This window comes from Flavobacterium sediminilitoris (assembly GCF_023008245.1).
GTDB classification, from domain to species: Bacteria; Bacteroidota; Bacteroidia; order Flavobacteriales; family Flavobacteriaceae; genus Flavobacterium; species Flavobacterium sediminilitoris.
On the sequence record NZ_CP090145.1, the window covers coordinates 253,527 to 271,182 of the forward strand.

At 30.1% G+C, this 17,656-nt stretch carries 16 protein-coding genes; 10 read left to right on the forward strand and 6 right to left on the reverse strand.

All coding sequences use genetic code 11. The annotated features are described in order from the left end of the window. Positions 1-64 precede the first annotated feature (64 nt). The 4 genes from LXD69_RS01260 to rplS all read left to right on the forward strand — a co-directional run bounded on the left by LXD69_RS01260 (position 65) and on the right by rplS (position 5,770). The gene (locus LXD69_RS01260) at positions 65-940 is read left to right on the forward strand and encodes an ABC transporter ATP-binding protein (protein ID WP_246916826.1); all 876 of its coding nucleotides are present in this window, start codon (positions 65-67) and stop codon (positions 938-940) included. Between the two features lie 4 nt (positions 941-944). Continuing rightward, on the forward strand, positions 945-4,427 hold the full coding sequence (locus LXD69_RS01265; protein WP_246916829.1) for an ABC transporter permease/M1 family aminopeptidase: 3,483 nt from the start codon (positions 945-947) through the stop codon (positions 4,425-4,427). A gap of 130 nt (positions 4,428-4,557) precedes the next feature. Beyond that, positions 4,558-5,235 (forward strand): tRNA (guanosine(37)-N1)-methyltransferase TrmD, encoded by a 678-nt coding sequence (gene trmD / locus LXD69_RS01270; RefSeq protein WP_246916832.1) that lies wholly within the window; start codon positions 4,558-4,560, stop codon positions 5,233-5,235. Between the two features lie 181 nt (positions 5,236-5,416). After that, positions 5,417-5,770 (forward strand): 50S ribosomal protein L19, encoded by a 354-nt coding sequence (rplS, locus tag LXD69_RS01275; protein ID WP_045969279.1) that lies wholly within the window; start codon positions 5,417-5,419, stop codon positions 5,768-5,770. Between the two features lie 149 nt (positions 5,771-5,919). Here rplS and lpdA read toward each other — a convergent pair whose 3' ends face one another. The 5 genes from lpdA to LXD69_RS01300 form a co-directional block, all read right to left on the reverse strand. After that, complete coding sequence (gene lpdA, locus LXD69_RS01280) at positions 5,920-7,323, reverse strand: dihydrolipoyl dehydrogenase (protein WP_045968534.1); 1,404 nt, start codon at positions 7,321-7,323, stop codon at positions 5,920-5,922. 183 nt (positions 7,324-7,506) lie between these two features. After that, entirely contained in the window at positions 7,507-7,698 is a 192-nt protein-coding gene (locus tag LXD69_RS01285) for a hypothetical protein (RefSeq protein ID WP_045968536.1), read from the reverse strand. A gap of 162 nt (positions 7,699-7,860) precedes the next feature. Next, positions 7,861-8,064: a hypothetical protein gene (locus tag LXD69_RS01290; protein ID WP_045968538.1), complete on the reverse strand. Its 204-nt coding sequence runs from the start codon at positions 8,062-8,064 to the stop codon at positions 7,861-7,863. 108 nt (positions 8,065-8,172) lie between these two features. Continuing rightward, positions 8,173-8,364: a hypothetical protein gene (locus LXD69_RS01295; RefSeq protein ID WP_246916835.1), complete on the reverse strand. Its 192-nt coding sequence runs from the start codon at positions 8,362-8,364 to the stop codon at positions 8,173-8,175. Positions 8,365-8,779: 415 nt separating this feature from the next. Further along, the gene (locus LXD69_RS01300; protein WP_045968540.1) at positions 8,780-9,244 is read right to left on the reverse strand and encodes an Lrp/AsnC family transcriptional regulator; all 465 of its coding nucleotides are present in this window, start codon (positions 9,242-9,244) and stop codon (positions 8,780-8,782) included. A gap of 149 nt (positions 9,245-9,393) precedes the next feature. Here LXD69_RS01300 and LXD69_RS01305 point away from each other — a divergent pair, with 149 nt between their 5' ends. The 3 genes from LXD69_RS01305 (at position 9,394) to nhaC (ending at position 13,683) form a co-directional block, all read left to right on the forward strand. Next, positions 9,394-10,596, forward strand: coding sequence for an aminotransferase class I/II-fold pyridoxal phosphate-dependent enzyme (locus tag LXD69_RS01305; RefSeq protein WP_045968543.1), 1,203 nt, complete (start codon positions 9,394-9,396; stop codon positions 10,594-10,596). 81 nt (positions 10,597-10,677) lie between these two features. Then, on the forward strand, positions 10,678-12,033 hold the full coding sequence (locus LXD69_RS01310; RefSeq protein ID WP_246916837.1) for a M28 family peptidase: 1,356 nt from the start codon (positions 10,678-10,680) through the stop codon (positions 12,031-12,033). A 192-nt stretch (positions 12,034-12,225) separates the two neighbouring features. Next, positions 12,226-13,683, forward strand: a complete 1,458-nt coding sequence (gene nhaC / locus LXD69_RS01315) for a Na+/H+ antiporter NhaC (RefSeq protein ID WP_246916840.1) — start codon at positions 12,226-12,228, stop codon at positions 13,681-13,683. Between the two features lie 77 nt (positions 13,684-13,760). On the opposite strand, the gene katG is transcribed toward nhaC, so the two are convergent. Beyond that, positions 13,761-15,977 carry a catalase/peroxidase HPI gene (gene katG / locus LXD69_RS01320; RefSeq protein WP_262916263.1) on the reverse strand — a complete coding sequence of 739 codons (2,217 nt, stop codon included), beginning with the start codon at positions 15,975-15,977 and terminating at the stop codon, positions 13,761-13,763. Positions 15,978-16,272: 295 nt separating this feature from the next. Between katG and LXD69_RS01325 the strand changes: the two genes are divergently transcribed. The 3 genes from LXD69_RS01325 (at position 16,273) to LXD69_RS01335 (ending at position 17,559) form a co-directional block, all read left to right on the forward strand. Continuing rightward, the gene (locus LXD69_RS01325; protein ID WP_045968551.1) at positions 16,273-16,908 is read left to right on the forward strand and encodes a peroxiredoxin; all 636 of its coding nucleotides are present in this window, start codon (positions 16,273-16,275) and stop codon (positions 16,906-16,908) included. 74 nt (positions 16,909-16,982) lie between these two features. Beyond that, positions 16,983-17,291 (forward strand): thioredoxin family protein, encoded by a 309-nt coding sequence (locus LXD69_RS01330; protein WP_045968553.1) that lies wholly within the window; start codon positions 16,983-16,985, stop codon positions 17,289-17,291. A 7-nt stretch (positions 17,292-17,298) separates the two neighbouring features. After that, entirely contained in the window at positions 17,299-17,559 is a 261-nt protein-coding gene (locus LXD69_RS01335) for a DUF6952 family protein (protein WP_045968555.1), read from the forward strand. The last annotated feature ends 97 nt before the right edge of the window (positions 17,560-17,656 follow it).

The window sequence follows — 17,656 nt, forward strand, 5'->3', positions numbered from 1 at the left end:
AAACCGTCGACAGGAATTCTTTTGTTTAAAATTTAAAAATAAAAATCATCAAAATCAATCAAAAATGAACCGTTTAAAAATTAAAAATCTCCAAAAAACATATAAAAATGGAGTCACAGCTACTAACAACATATCGCTTGATATAACAAATGGAATGTTTGGATTATTAGGACCAAATGGAGCTGGAAAATCTTCCTTAATGAAAACTATTGCAGGTTTACAAAGTCCAGATAGTGGTTCTATTTTATTTAACAATGTAGATATTATCAAAGACCCTTCTTTTATTAAAAGGCAATTGGGTTTTTTGCCTCAAGATTTTGGCGTTTACCCAAAAATTAATGCTACAGATTTATTAAATCACATTGCTATCTTAAAAGGATTAACTAATAAAAATGAGCGAAAAGAACAAGTAAACATTTTATTAGAAAAAGTAAATCTTACTTCACATAGAAATAAAGAAGTACATACTTTTTCTGGAGGAATGCGTCAGCGATTTGGTATTGCACAGGCTTTATTAGGAAACCCACAACTTATTATTGTTGATGAACCAACAGCAGGACTTGACCCTGAAGAACGAAATCGTTTCAATAATTTACTAAATGAAATAGGTGAAGATATTATTATTATTCTCTCAACTCATTTAGTAGAAGATGTGAAAAATCTTTGTACACAAATGGCAATTATTGAAAAAGGAACTGTTTTAGCTCAAGGCAAACCAAATGATTTTATTGAAGTTCTAAACGGACAATTATGGCAAAAAACAATTGACAAGAAAGAAATTCTCGAATATGAACAAAAACATAATGTTATTTTAACTCAGTTAAACATGGGCAAATCTACTATTCATGTAAGAGCTAAAAACAAACCAGATGACAGTTTTGAATTAATTCGACCTAATCTTGAAGACGTCTATTTTTCCATTCTAAATCAAAATAAATAATCACATGAATACCTTATTATATTTTGAATTACAATCTTATTTTAAGAAAATAGGATTCTATATAGTAATCGTTTTTTTAATTGGAATAGGAATACTTACTGGTTCTACTTTTTCAATTTCACTTAGCCCTGATATCTATAAAAACTCATCATATACAATTGCTTATATGATAGGTTTTCTAAGTCTCTTATCCATACTTTTTACAACTCTTTTAGCTTCACAAATTTTATTTAAAGAGAAAGAAGCCAACTTTAGTTTGATATTATATGCAACACCTATAACAAAAACAAGTTACTTATGGAATCGTTTTTTTCTAATTTTTGGATTAAGCGTCTTCTTTCTTATTCTTGTTATATTAGGTTTTGGAATAGGTCAATCGTTAAAATTAAACGAATCTAATTATTCTAATTTCGTTCTATTATTTTATCTTTTACCTTTTTTATTGTTTGGCTTTATTAATACTCTATTTTGCAGTGCTGTAATTTGCAGCGTTAGTTGGATAACCCAAAATAAATTAACAACTTACATTTCTGGTTTGTTCATTTACATCTTATACATGGTAATGTTACTCTTTTCTGGCTCACCTTTAATGGCTAAATCAATGCCACAATCAAAAGAAGCCATGAGAATTTCTGCTATTTTAGATCCTTTTGGACTTTCTGGCTTCTTTTCGCAAACAAATCATTACTCAATTCTTCAAAAAAATACTGATTTATTATTTCCAACTGATTTATTTTTAATAAACAGATTAGGCGTTATTGGAATTTCACTACTCTTTTTACTTATTGCTTTTAAACTATTTTCATTTAGCAACTCTGAAAAGAGAACCAGAAAAGACACGTTAAAATTAAATGACACTAATACAAATAAAACTATTCCATTAAAACCTATATCCCCAATCTTTAATAAAAGAAACACACTAAAAAAACTGCTGTCTTTCGTACATTTAGACTTAACATATATCACTAAAGGAATTCCTTTCATTTTAATATGTTTTGGATTGTTATTTAGTGTTTCTATGGAAATCTATGATGCTATTGAAAAAGGAATTCGTTTACCTCAAAAATATGCATCATCTGGATTAATGGCTAATGCAATTATTGACACATTCCCCCTTCTGGGTTTAATAGTTATTCTTTTTTATGCTCATGAAATTATTTGGAGAAGCAGAAATAGTAATTTTCATCTTATTGAAAATACAACTCCTCTAAATGAAACCACAATTTTTCTGTCTAAATGGCTCTCATTATCAATAATCATAGTGTTTTTAAGCACATTAATGCTTTTATTAGGTGTAACTTTCCAATTCTTGTACACTTATCCATACTTTGATTGGCAAGCTTATTTAGGTATATATATATTTGTTAGTTTCCCTTTAATTTTAAGTGCTGGACTTATTTGTATCATTCAAAAATGGATTAACAACAAATATATTGGACTTACTATTTCATCAGTTTTTATTCTTCTTACTGCAACTCCTGTTGGAAAATCAATTTTAATTCATCCATTACTTCGTTTTCAATTGCCTTTCAAAGGAATTTATAGTGACATGAATGAATATGGAACTTACTTTTCTGCATTTTGTTGGCGCAATCTATTTGGTTTAGCCATTATACTAATCTTTTTTATACTTAACCTAAAAACAAAAAGAATAAAATTAAAGTTTACTTCATTAATTTTATTTCTACTCTTACTTCCAGTAGCTTATATTTCTGGTATAATTTTTACAAATGGCTATGTATTTGAAAATCCAAAAACGAAACTAGAAGAACAAGCTAACTATGAAAGAAAATATCGCAAATTTGAAAACATTCCTCAACCATCTATTACAGATGTCGTTACTAATATAGCTTTATTTCCACTTCAAAATAACTATGAAATAAATGGAACTTATACTCTTCAAAACAAAACTGAACAACCTATTTTTCAAATTTTGATAAATTTTGAAGAAGGTTTCACTATTAAAAAAGCAACTTTAAATCATAATAACGAAGTATATAATACTACAAAACAATATGAAATATTAAACTTAAAACAACCCTTATTACCAAATGAAAAGGCCCATTTTTATTTTATTTTAAATTACCAATGGGTTCCTGTTAATGGACACAAATCCTTTAATTCAATCGTAGAAAATGGTTCTTTTATGCGAATCAGCAGATATTATCCGCAATTTGGATATTTATCTAAAAACGAAATAGAAAAAGAAGAAGATAGAAAAAAATTCCAGCTTCAAAATGCTACTACAATTCGTAAACTTGATGAAGCAAAGACTCTAGTTGATGATTTTATTAACTTAAAAATGACTATTTCTACCGAAGGAAATCAAACAGCTATTGGTGTAGGAGAACTAATCAAACAATGGAAAGATAAGGGACGAAATTATTTTATTTACGAAACAACTTCTCCTATTCCTTTTCGTTTTGCAGTTTCTTCAGCTAAATATGCCACAAAAACAACAACTCATAATGGTAAAAAAATTGAAATTTATTATCATCCATCACATTATGAAAATGTAGAACATTTACTTAAAAATATTGAGTTAACATTAGATTATTGTGAAACCAATTTTAAAGAATATCCTTTTAAAACAATTCGTTTTGCTGAAGTTTCCGCTTTTACTAAAGGTTTTGCCGCTACAGCTTATCCAGGAAGCACCTTTATGACAGAAGACATAGTATTTCATACTAATATAAAAGCAGACAAACAACAAGATGTTATTAACGAATTAGCCGGCCACGAATTATCCCATATTTGGTGGGGAAATAATCAAATTAATCCTGACGATAGAGAAGGTTATACGATGCTAACAGAAACATTAGCCATGTATACCGAATTGATGTTGGTAAAAAAAATGTATGGTAAAAAAAGAGTTTTAGAAAATGTCGACTTACACTTAGGAATCTATCTTGATGAAAGAAGTTTCACTATAGAACAGCCATTATACAAAGTAAATCATTATGATACGCATATTAATTATTCAAAAGGGTTGGTTATTATGTATCAACTTAGCGAAATAATAGGAGAACAAAAAATAAATTTAGCGTTACAAAACTTCCTAGAAAAAAACACCTATCCAAACTTAAATCCTATTTCTACAGATTTTATTAATGAATTATATGCAATTACTGACAAAAATTTGCACCCAAAAATCGATGATTTGTTCAAGAAAATTACTATTTACGATTTTCAAACCAAAGACATAATTGTAAAAGAGAAAAAGGGTCTTTACGAAGTATCTTTTGAAATTATTGCAAATAAATTTTATGAAGACGGTAAGGGCAATATATCTAAAACATTTTTTAATGACAATGTTGAAATATTCTTTCATTTTATAGATGGAAGCGAAAAAACAATACAAACAGCATTATTTAAAAACAATCTTGACTTTAAAATAATTTTAGATAAAAAACCGCTGTATTTATATTTTGATCCTAATCAAAAGTTTATAAAAAGAACTAATGAAGCTATTCCCATAAAACAATGATTCAAAATGAAAGTATTTTTGATGAAAACGACAATACAGTTTAGAGTTTAATTTTGTTTCAGATTTAAAGTTAACTAAATTTGCACCTTATACTCATACTTGAAAAACTAAACTTCTAATAAAAGTAAAAATGCGCATTGACATCATAACTGTTTTACCTGAATTAATTAAAAGTCCATTTGAAGCTTCTATTCTGAAAAGAGCTATTGAAAAAGGACTAGTAGAAGTGCATTTTCACAACTTAAGGGATTACACTACTAACAAACAAAAAAGTGTCGATGATTATCAATTTGGAGGTGGAGCTGGAATGGTTATGAATATACAACCAATAGACGATTGTATTACTAAATTAAAGAATGAGCGCGAATATGATGAAATTATTTACATGACACCTGATGGAGAAACGCTTAATCAAAGTATTGCAAATGGAATGTCATTGTTAAAAAATATTATTATTCTATGCGGACATTACAAAGGTGTAGATCAACGAGTACGTGATCATTTCATTACAAGAGAAATTTCAATTGGTGATTATGTTTTAAGTGGTGGCGAATTAGGAGCAGCAATACTTTGCGATAGCGTTATCCGTTTAATTCCTGGAGTATTAAACAATGAAACATCGGCATTAACAGATAGTTTTCAAGATAATTTATTATCTCCACCTATCTACACTAGACCAGCAGATTACAAAGGTTGGAAAGTTCCTGAGATTCTTTTAAGTGGTAATTTTCCTAAAATTGAAGAATGGCGTGAACAAAAGGCATACGAACACACAAAAAACAGAAGGCCCGATTTATTAAATGAATAACAATTACGTCTTTACAATCATAATTACGTCTTTACAATCATAATTATATCTTATTAAAGTAAATAATCTTTTTTTATGGTTTATAATTCATAATTATTTTATAATTTTGCAGCCATATTTGGACCAACCTCTAGCGATAGACGTGTATGTTGCTCTAAATCAAACAATTATTTTATTCAAAATGGCTAATTTAGTAGATTTCGTACAAAACGAATTTGTAACAAAAAAAGATTTCCCAGAATTTAATGCTGGAGACACAATTACTGTGTATTATGAAATCAAAGAGGGTGAAAAAACTAGAACTCAGTTCTTCAAAGGTGTAGTAATCCAAAAAAGAGGTGCAGGATTAACTGAAACTTTTACAATTCGTAAAATGTCTGGAGCTGTTGGTGTAGAGCGTATCTTCCCAGTGAACATGCCAGCTTTACAAAAAGTTGAAGTTAACCAAAGAGGTAAAGTTCGTAGAGCTCGTATATTCTACTTCAGAGAACTTACTGGTAAAAAAGCAAAAATCAAAGAAAAAAGAAGAAGATAATCTTCTATTTCTGTCTCATAAAAAAGTCGCAATATTATTGCGACTTTTTTTTATATCTTCACCCTAACTTAAAATATCATTACATAAAAAAACCGAGAATATCATTTTCTCGGTTTTTCTATTTTTACTACATACCAAAAAGCTTAAAACTAAACATGTAGTGGTCTATTATCTGTTGCAGCTAATGCTGCTTCTTTAATCGCTTCTGCAAATGTAGGATGTGCATGACTCATTCTTGAAATATCTTCCGCACTTGCTCTAAACTCCATTGCAGTTACTGCTTCTGCAATTAGGTCTGCACAACGAGCGCCTATCATATGAACTCCTAAAACTTCATCTGTCTTAGCATCTGCCAAAATCTTCACAAAACCATCAACATCTCCACCTGCTCTAGCTCTTCCTAATGCTTTAAATGGAAAACTTCCGCTTTTATAAGCAACTCCTTCTGTTTTCAATTGCTCTTCTGTTTTACCAACAGCAGCAACCTCTGGCCATGTATAAACCACACCTGGAATTAAATTATAATCAATATGAGGTTTTTGACCTGCTAAAATCTCAGCTACCATAACACCTTCTTCTTCTGCCTTATGAGCTAACATTGCTCCTCTAACTACATCACCTATTGCATAAATATTTGACACATTTGTTTGCAAATGATCATTTACTTCAACAACTCCTCTATCAGAAATTTTAACACCAGCTTTATCAGCATTTAATCCATCAGTATAAGGACGACGACCAACAGAAACTAATGAATAATCTCCTTCTAAAGTGATTACTTCTCCTTTTGTATTTTCCGCTTTTACTGTTACAACATCTCCATTCCTATCAACAGATTGAACTTTATGAGAAGTATAAAATTTCATTCCTTGTTTTTTCAGCACTTTTGTCAATTCTTTCGATAAAGCAGCATCCATTCCTGGTATAATTCTATCCATATACTCTACCACAGAAACTTGAGCTCCCAATCTTAAATACACTTGGCCCAACTCAATACCAATAACTCCTCCTCCAATAATCACTAAGTGTTTTGGCACTTCTGGCAACTTTAAAGCTTCAGTAGATGTGATTACTCGTTCTTTATCTAATGTAATAAATGGCAAAGAAGATGGTTTTGAACCTGTTGCTATAATTATATTTTTAGATTCAATTATTTCAGACGCTCCATCATTTTTAGACACTTTCACATGTGTAGCATCTTCAAATGAACCAATCCCTTCAAAAACAGTAATATTATTCTTATCCATTAAATATTTGACCCCACCAGAGGTTTGATCAACTACCGCTTGTTTACGAGCAATCATTTTTTCCAGATTTACTTTAACCTCACCAGAAACTTCTATTCCGTGATCAGCAAAATGTTGTAATTCTTGATAATGATGTGATGAAGCCAATAATGCTTTAGAAGGAATACATCCTACATTTAAACATGTACCTCCAAGTGTAGAATATTTTTCAATGATAGCTGTTTTCAACCCTAGTTGAGCGCAACGAATTGCTGAAACATATCCTCCTGGACCTGAACCTATAATAACTACGTCAAATGAACTCATAGTATTTATCTTTATTAATGTTGTGTTTAAATAAATTGTGGTACAAAATTAAGGAATTAAGTTTACACGACTTTAGTTTATTTTGAAAATATAACACTTTTTCTTATTCAAATAATTCCTTACAAAGAACAAAAAAATAGCCTTGAAATAATCAAGGCTACTTTTAAAATTTATTTCTAGAAATTACATTTCTTCTTGACAAGTATACACTTGAGCACATGCAAAATAAATTCTACAATAATCTGGACCTGTTACAGAACCTCTGCAATCACATCCACATTTTGAAAAATCCAATTTAGCTTGTCCTTTAATTTGCTTCATGTTTTCTCTTGATAATACTTCTATTCCTGAAATGTTCAAAAATTTAGCTTTCATAATTTAGTTTGTTTTTGTGTTAAAATTCTATCAAATATAGAAAAAAATAATAACCAAACAAATTAAATATTCATATTTTCCCTTTTAATATGTAAAAAATACTTTACAAAAAAACCATCTAATTTAAATTAGATGGTTTCATACAAAACATTCGTTTGTTAATTACATTTCTTGTTCGTCTTTACATGTATAAACTTGAGGACAACCAATATATTGACTACAATAAAATGGTCCAGTTACAGAACCTGCGCAATCACATCCACATTTTGATAAATCTACAGGACCAGAAATCCCTCCTAAAATTTGTTTTTGATTTTTTCTAGTCAATTTAGTAATTCCTGAAATACTTAATAATCTGCTTTTCATAATTTTGTTTGTTTTTGTGTTAAAATAACGTCTAATATAAAAATTTTAATACACATAATTATTATTTATTTAAAAAATAAAACAATTTCAAAATTAATCTAAGGACATTTACTCGTTACATGTATAAACTTGCGGACAATATATATGTCTACGACAGTAAAAAGGTCCTGTTACTGATCCACTACAAGAACATCCACATTTTGACAAGTCTACAGGTTCCAAAATGCCTCCAAAAATTTGTTTTTGATTTTCCCTAGTTAGAACTTTAATTTCTGAGATACTTAATAATTTTGATTTCATAATTTTATCTATTTGTGTTAAAATATTATCAAATATAAAAAATAATAACCAAATTAAACTAAAAAACACTTGTAAAACATTTTCACAAGTGTTTAATTAATTATTTTTATATAATAATCTGTATTGAATATTTAGGACAGATCAATTACCTAAATATATTATATAATAAACAATACAATAAATTTATCTTAACAAGTATATACTTGAGGACATGCAAAGTATTTACTACAATAAAAAGGCCTGTTACTAATCCACTACAAGAACATCCACATTTTGACAAATTTATAGAATCAGAAATTCTAGCAAAAATTTGTTTTTAGTTTTCTCTAGTTAAAACTTTAATTTCTGAAATGTTTAGTAATTTACTTTTCATGATACGTTTGTTATTTATGTTAATAATAACTAATATACAGAATTATTTATTTAGTCTAAATGATGTTGTATTTTTAACTTCACTAATCATAAACGTACTATGAGTACTTCCAATGTGCTGAATAGTTGTTAACTTGGTAACCATAAATTCCCGATATGCTTCCATATCTTTTACAAAGATTTTCAAAATATAGTCATAATCTCCACTTACATGAAAACATTCTAATACCTCATCTAATTTAACAACCTCTTTTTCAAATTGCGAAATAAGATCTATATTATGCTGTGTTAATCTCACATGACAAAAAACAACAAAGTTTTTTTCTATCTTTGCTTTATCTAAAACAGCAACATATTTACTTATAACCTTCTCACGTTCTAATTTTTTAATTCTTTCATAGACCGCTGTTACAGACAGATTCAATTTTAAAGACAATTCTTTTGTTGTCTTTTTTGTATCTTCTTGTAATAATTCTAATAATTTCTCATCAATTTTATCTAACTTCATTTTTGTTTGTTTTTGACAAAATTACAATAATTAAGAATAAAAATCTAATAAAAACAAAATATAAAGAATTAAAAACTGTTTTTTAGTAATTATGTTGAAAATATGAAGCCGAATAATGATATTTGATTTATAAACCTAAAATCAAAATCATGAATTCATTTAATCCCGCTGACAAAATACAAGATTTACAATATTTTGGAGAATTTGGAGGAGTAAATCCTTCTATATCTGATTCTTCAACTTATACATTCCTTTCTGCAAAAACAATGTTTGATACTTTTGAAGGTAACGCAGAAGGCTGTTATTTATATTCCAGACACTCATCTCCTAGTAATTTATATTTAGACAAAGCTCTTGCAGCAATGGAAGGAACAGAATCTGCAAACGTTTCTGCATCTGGAATGGGAGCTATTACCCCTACTCTATTACAATTATGTGAAAATGGAGATCATATCGTTTCTAGTAGAACTATTTATGGAGGAACATACGCTTTTCTTAAGAATTTTGCTCCAAGAATGGGAATCAAAACCACTTTTGTAGATATTACAAAACTTGAAACAGTAGAAGCTTCAATAACACCAAACACAAAGGTTCTATATTGTGAAACTGTAAGTAACCCATTATTAGAAGTGGCAGATTTAACTGGTTTATCTAAAATTGCAAAAAAGCACAATTTAAAATTAGTAGTCGATAATACCTTTTCACCATTATCTGTTTCTCCAATTAAACTAGGTGCTGACATTGTAATTCACAGCTTAACAAAATATATAAATGGCAGTAGTGATACTGTAGGCGGAGTAATTTGTGCTTCACAAGACTTTATAAATGACTTAAAAAATGTAAATTCTGGAGCAAGTATGCTATTAGGTCCAACAATGGACAGTATGCGTAGCGCTAGTATAATGAAAAACCTAAGAACATTACACTTACGCATCAAACAACATAGTACTAATGCAGCTTATTTAGCCGAAAAATTTGAAAAAGACGGAATTAAAACAGTCTATCCTGGATTAAAAAGTCATCCTAGTCATGAAATATATAAAAACATGATAAATCCAGAATATGGTTTTGGAGGAATGATGACTATTGATGTGGGTTCTTTAAATAAGGCTAATGAATTAATGGAATTAATGCAGGAACGTAACTTAGGATATTTAGCAGTTAGCTTAGGGTTTTACAAAACATTATTTAGCGCACCTGGAACATCTACTTCTTCTGAAATTCCACTAGAAGAACAAGTAGAAATGGGATTAACCGATGGTTTAATACGCTTTTCAGTTGGTTTAGACAATAACATTGAAAGAACGTATAGTATGATGAAAGATTGCATGAAAGAATTACACATTTTATAATAAATAAAAGCAAATTTGTGATAAAATCCAATTACAGAATATGTAGTTGGATTTTTTTTACCTTTGAAAGAAAGACTAAAAATGAAAAAATCCCTTTTAATTTTAACTTTATTCTATTTTCTTTTAGGATTTACACAAACCGACTCTAGAATTTACGACATCATCAACCAAATATCATCTGAAAGAATACAAAAAGACATTACAACATTAACAAATTTTGGCACAAGAAACACATTTAGCGATACTATCTCTAAAACAAGAGGAATTGGAGCAGCTAGAAGATGGATTAAATCTGAATTTGAAACAATCTCAAAAGAATGCAAAAATTGCTTAGACGTATTTTATCAAAAAGATTTTGTAACAACTAATGATGGAGAACGCGTTCCAAAAGATACTTGGATTGTAAATGTAGTTGCGATACAAAAAGGAACAAAATACCCAAATCGATATATTATAATGAGTGGTGACATTGATAGTCGAAATTCAGACACAATGGACTTTACTACTGACGCTCCTGGTGCAAATGACAATGCCTCTGGAATGGCTGGAACAATTGAAGCTGCACGAGTTTTATCTAAACATAAATTTGAAAACAGTATTATTTACGTAGGTCTTTCTGGAGAAGAACAAGGACTATTTGGAGGAAAAGGGCTAGCTAATTATGCGAAAAATAAAAACTGGGAAATTATAGGCGTTTTAAATAATGATATGATTGGTAATATTGAAGGAATTGATGGAGTAATTGACAATAGAACTTTTAGAATATTTTCAGAACCAACATCCACAACTGAAACCGAAAAAGAACGTAATATGAGACGCTTTTATGGAGGTGAAGTTGACGGTATTTCTAGACAATTAGCTCGATATATTGAAAGAACAACTAAAACTTATATGCCCGAAATGAACCCAATGATGATATATCGATTAGATCGATTTGGAAGAGGTGGTCATCACAGACCTTTTAATGATTTAGGTTTTGCAGGTATTCGGATAATCGAAGCACATGAAAATTATAATCGTCAACATCAAAATATCAGAGAAGAAAACGGAATAAAATATGGAGATGTTTTAGAAGGTGTTAATTTTGAATATGTAAAAAAACTAACTGCTGTGAATGCTATTAATTTAGCAGCTCTTGCTTGGTCTCCTCCTGCTCCAAAAAATGTTTTAATTGGTGGAATTGTAAAACCAAATGTAAAACTACGTTGGGAAAAAAATTCAGACACTAGTATATTAGGCTACAAAATATATTGGAGATTAACAACTTCTCCACAATGGGAATTTAGCCGATTTGTTGGCAATATTGATAATTTCGAATTAGAAGGTATTGTTATTGATAATTATTTTTTTGGAGTATCAACAGTAGGAAAAAATGGTCACGAAAGCCCCATAGTCTTCCCTAATGATATTATCAAAGAGACATTTAGAAAGAGATAATTATTTTCACTTTTAAGTAAAAACAAAATTTGCTTTTTTAACAACAATACAGAGGAAAATAAAATTATACTTAGAATCATTAAAACAAATGACACTAAATAACAAGTTCTTATAAAATAAATCATTTTTGATGTCACGCAACTTTGTCATTACTAACTCTTTTTTCTATATTGCATCCTCAAAAAAAAATAAATGGACACTAAAATAAATTCAAATAAAGAGTTAAGTATATGGGAAGCATTGATTCCTGTTGCAGCTCTAATTACAATGTTAGGTTATAATGTTTATATTTTTGAAGACAACGCATTAGGAGGCAGTAATCAATTCATATTATTACTAGGCGCAACAGTAGCTGCAATAGTTGGTTACTTCAACAAAGTAAGTTTTTCAAAAATGCTTGATGAAGTAGCTGAAAACATTAAATCTACAACTGGTGCCATTTTAATCTTATTAATGGTTGGTGCACTTGCTGGAACATGGCTAGTTAGCGGTATTATTCCATCTATGATATATTATGGTTTACAAATTCTAAGTCCAGCAATATTTTTACCTGCTACTTTAATCATTTGCTCTGTAATTTCAATTTCTACAGGAAGTTCATGGACTACTTCAGCTACTGTCGGTATTGCTTTAATAGGTATTGGTGGAGCATTAGGTTTCGATAAAGGAATGATTGCAGGAGCTGTTATTTCTGGTGCCTATTTTGGAGACAAACTATCTCCAATGTCCGACACAACTAATTTAGCACCAGCAATGGCAGGAACAGACTTGTTTACACATATAAAGTACATGTCATTAACAACAGTTCCAAGTTATATAGTAACATTAATTTTATTTATCATTTTAGGATTAACCATTGAAACAAGTGGAATTGCTGATTCTTCAACTCTTTTAAACGATATTCAAAAATCTTTTCATATAACTCCATGGTTATTCTTAGTACCTGTTATTGTAATAGGACTAATTGTAAAGAAAACAGAACCATTAGTTGCGTTATTAATTGGAACACTTTTAGCTGGAATTTTCGCAATTATTTTCCAACCAGAAATTGTTTTAATGCTTTCAGGTGGGAAAAGTTTAAATTTCGCAAATGCATATAAAGGAATATTAAATGCTATAACTACAGACTCTGTAATCCCTACAGAAAATGAAACATTGACAGACTTGTTCAAATCTGGAGGAATGCAAAAAATGCTAGGCACAATATGGTTAATTTTATGTGCTATGGTCTTTGGCGGAATTATGGATGCAATTGGAGCATTATCAAGAATTAGCCAAGCTCTTCTTAAAATGGCAAAATCTACATTCGGATTATTTGCTTCAACTGTTGGAAGTTGCTTAGCTCTAAACATTACCGCATCAGATCAATATCTAGCAATTGTTGTACCTGGCAAGATGTTTTCAAAAGCATACAAAGATAAAGGACTAGCCCCTGAAAATCTAAGTAGAACCTTAGAAGATTCTGGAACGGTTACCTCTGTTTTAATACCTTGGAACACTTGTGGAGCTTATCAATCTGGAACATTGGGCGTTGATACATTTGATTACTTACCTTATGCTTTCTTTAATATTATAAGTCCATTCATGACTTTAATTTTTGCCGCATTCAACATTAAAATTAAACAATTAGCTTCTAGTGTAAAAAACTAACATTTACGTGATAAGTCTAATAACAAAATAGAGGTCTAATATTTTTAGACCTCTATTTTGTTTATATAATCATATTATTAATTCAAATCAAAACGATCAAGATTCATTACTTTATTCCAAGTAGCGATAAAATATTTCACAAAATCTTCTTGAGAATCTTTAGAACCATATACTTCAGCAAGCGCTCTAAGTTCCGAATTAGACCCAAAAATAAGATCTACTCTTGTTCCTGTCCATTTTAATTTACCTGTTTTACGATCACGCCCTTCGAATACATCTTGGACATCCGAAGTTGCTTTCCAAGTTGTTCCAAAATCAAGAAGGTTAACAAAGAAATCATTTGTCAATGACCCTGGATTTTTTGTAAACACACCATGTTTAGTTTGCCTATGATTAACATTTAAAACACGTAATCCTCCTACAAGAACAGTCATTTCTGGAGCAGTCAACGTCATTAGTTGAGCACGATCAATTAACATTTCTTCAGCTGACACACTATATTTGGCTTTCATATAATTTCGGAAACCATCTGCTTTTGGTTCTAAAATAGTAAAAGAATCTATATCTGTTTGCTCTTGTGATGCATCTGTACGTCCTGGAGTAAAAGGAACTTTCACATCATGTCCTGCATTTTTAGCAGCTTGTTCTACTCCTACACAACCACCTAATACAATTAAATCTGCAATTGAAACCTTCTTATTTCCTGACTGATTTGCATTAAATTCTTTTTGAATAGCCTCTAATTTCATTAGAACATTTGATAATTCTACTGGGTTATTAACATCCCAATCTTTTTGTGGAGCTAAACGAAGACGAGCTCCATTTGCTCCGCCTCTTTTATCTGAACCACGAAAAGTAGATGCAGAAGCCCAAGCAGTTGAAACCAATTGAGAAATAGATAATCCAGATTCTCTTATCTTAACTTTAAGTTCAACTATATCTTCATCATTAACTAATTCATGATTAACTACAGGTATAGGATCTTGCCAAATTAATTCTTCTTTAGGAACTTCAGGTCCTAAATAACGTTCAACTGGTCCCATATCTCGATGTGTCAATTTAAACCATGCTCTTGAAAACGCATCAGCAAATTTATCAGGATTTTCATAAAAATGTCTTGATATTTTTTCATAAACAGGATCTACTCTTAAAGAAAGATCAGTTGTTAGCATAAATGGAGCATGACTCTTAGATGAATTATGTGCATCAGGAACCGTACCAGCTCCTGCTCCATTTTTTGGCCTCCATTGATGTGCTCCTGCTGGACTTTTAGTTAATTCCCATTCAAATCCAAAAAGATTTTCAAAAAAATTATTACTCCATTTTGTTGGAGTAGTAGTCCAAGCTCCTTCTAATCCACTACTAATTGTATTTTCTCCATTACCACTACCAAATGTATTTTTCCAACCAAGACCTTGCTCTTCAATAGTTGCTGCTGCAGGTTCTTTTCCTACATATTTATTTGGATCAGCAGCACCATGTGTTTTACCAAAAGTATGTCCTCCTGCAATAAGTGCAACTGTTTCTTCGTCGTTCATTGCCATACGGCCAAAAGTTTCACGAATATCTTTAGCAGCAGCAAGTGGATCAGGAACTCCATTAGGGCCTTCTGGATTCACATAAATCAATCCCATTTGTACAGCTCCTAATGGGTTTTCCAATTCACGATCTCCACTATAACGTTTATCTCCTAACCATTCTTTTTCTGACCCCCAATACACATCTTCTTCTGGCTCCCAAACATCTTCTCTTCCTCCTGCAAAACCAAAAGTTTTAAGTCCCATAGATTCTAAAGCACAGTTTCCTGCTAAAATCATTAAATCTGCCCATGAAATCTTCTTACCATATTTTTGTTTAATTGGCCAAAGCAATAATCGAGCTTTATCAAGATTAACATTATCAGGCCAACTATTTAATGGTGCAAATCGTTGTGTTCCTGAACCTGCTCCTCCTCTACCATCTGCAATTCTATAAGTTCCCGCACTATGCCAAGCCATACGAATAAAAAACGGCCCGTAATGCCCGTAATCAGCAGGCCACCAATCTTGAGAATCTGTCATTAATTCGAATAAATCTTTTTTTACTGCTTTTAAGTCTAAACTATTGAAAGCCTCAGCATAATTAAATGTTCCTCCCATCGGGTTAGATAAAGCCGAATTCTGTCTTAGAATATTAATTTTTAATTGATTAGGCCACCAATCACTATTCTTTGTACCAAAACCAGCACTTTGTTTCATCGCTCCTCCAGAAAATGGGCACTTACTTTCACCATTCAGTTTTTTGTTGTTTTCCATAATACTATTGTTTTTTATTGATTAACTTTCCATGCTAAATTAGTTATTAAAAACTATTGAAATTATTTTTATAATAGATAAAAACTATACTTGAATTAAAAGCTGTTATAAATTTAATTTTTTTATTTTAAAATTTTATTAATAAATTATTAAAAAAAATCCTAAAAAAGCAATTAAAAGATAATACTTATAATACAATAGAAAATTACAATCAAAACCTATTCAACAATACTAAAATAGAGCTTATTTTTGCAACATAATATTAGAATTAATAATCCATTAAATATTTTAAACTATGTCATTAGTAGGAAAAAAATTTCCAAACATTACAGTTGATGCAATCTCTGAAATGGGAGATAACTTAAGAATCAACGTTTTAGAAGAAGCTACAAAAAACAACAAGAAAGTTTTATTGTTTTGGTATCCAAAAGATTTCACTTTTGTTTGCCCTACTGAATTACATGCTTTCCAAGCTGCTTTAGGTGAATTTGAAAAAAGAAACACAATTGTAATTGGTGCTTCTTGTGATACAAATGAAGTGCACTTTGCTTGGTTAAACACTCCGAAAAACAATGGTGGAATTGAAGGTGTTACATATCCTTTAATTGCTGACACTACAAGAAATTTATCTGCTGCTTTAGAGATTCTTGATGCTGAATGGGTTTATGATGAAAATTTAGGAGAAGAAATCCTTGAAGGTTCAAACGTAACTTTTAGAGCAACATATTTAATTGACGAAGATGGAAAAATTTTCCATGAAAGTGTAAATGATATGCCATTAGGTAGAAATGTAAACGAATATTTACGCTTAATTGATGCTTATACTCATGTTCAAACAAAAGGTGAGGTTTGTCCTGCAAATTGGGAAGAAGGGAAAGAGGCTATGAATGCTGATAGATTAAGTACTGCTGCATACTTAAGTCAAAACTAATTTTATTAAATAATTACTTAAGGCAATCGTAATGAATTAATTTATATTACGGTTGCCTTTTTTAAACAAAAAAAATGATACAAGAATTAAACCAAGATAATTTACAAGAGATTGTAAACTCAAATGATACCATAATTGTACAATACTCAGCTTCATGGTGTGGAAATTGTAGGATAATGAAACCTAAATTTAAAAAACTAGCTTCAGAAAACGAATCGATTGCATTTTATATTGTAGATGCTGAACAATTTCCTGAATCGAGAAAATTAGCAAAAGTTGATAATTTACCTACTTTTGCAACTTTTAAAAATGGAAAATTAGTTAATCAAACGCAAACTAATAAATTAGAAGTCTTAACTGAATTAATAAACGAAGTAATCTAATATTTTTATGAAATTACCAGTAATAAAACAATTAACTCAATTTATTGAAGACAATGACGCTGATTATCTTATTGAAACTATTGAGGTTTTAGAAAACCTTACAGAGGTTTCATCATTAAAAGATGAAGAGCTGGATGTTATAGGCGAATTAATTTCAAATATGTATGGAGCTCTCGAAGTTCAAAAATTGATTAAAGAAGGTGCTGATAAAAAAACAGCACTAAATAATTTTATGAAACGTGTTCTCGGATCTATTGATAAAGAATAATTGAAGCTCTCAAAACATGAGAGCTTTTTTTATAACAAAAAAACATATATTTTATATTTTTTTAACATTTTATTTATATATTGTACAACATTAACCC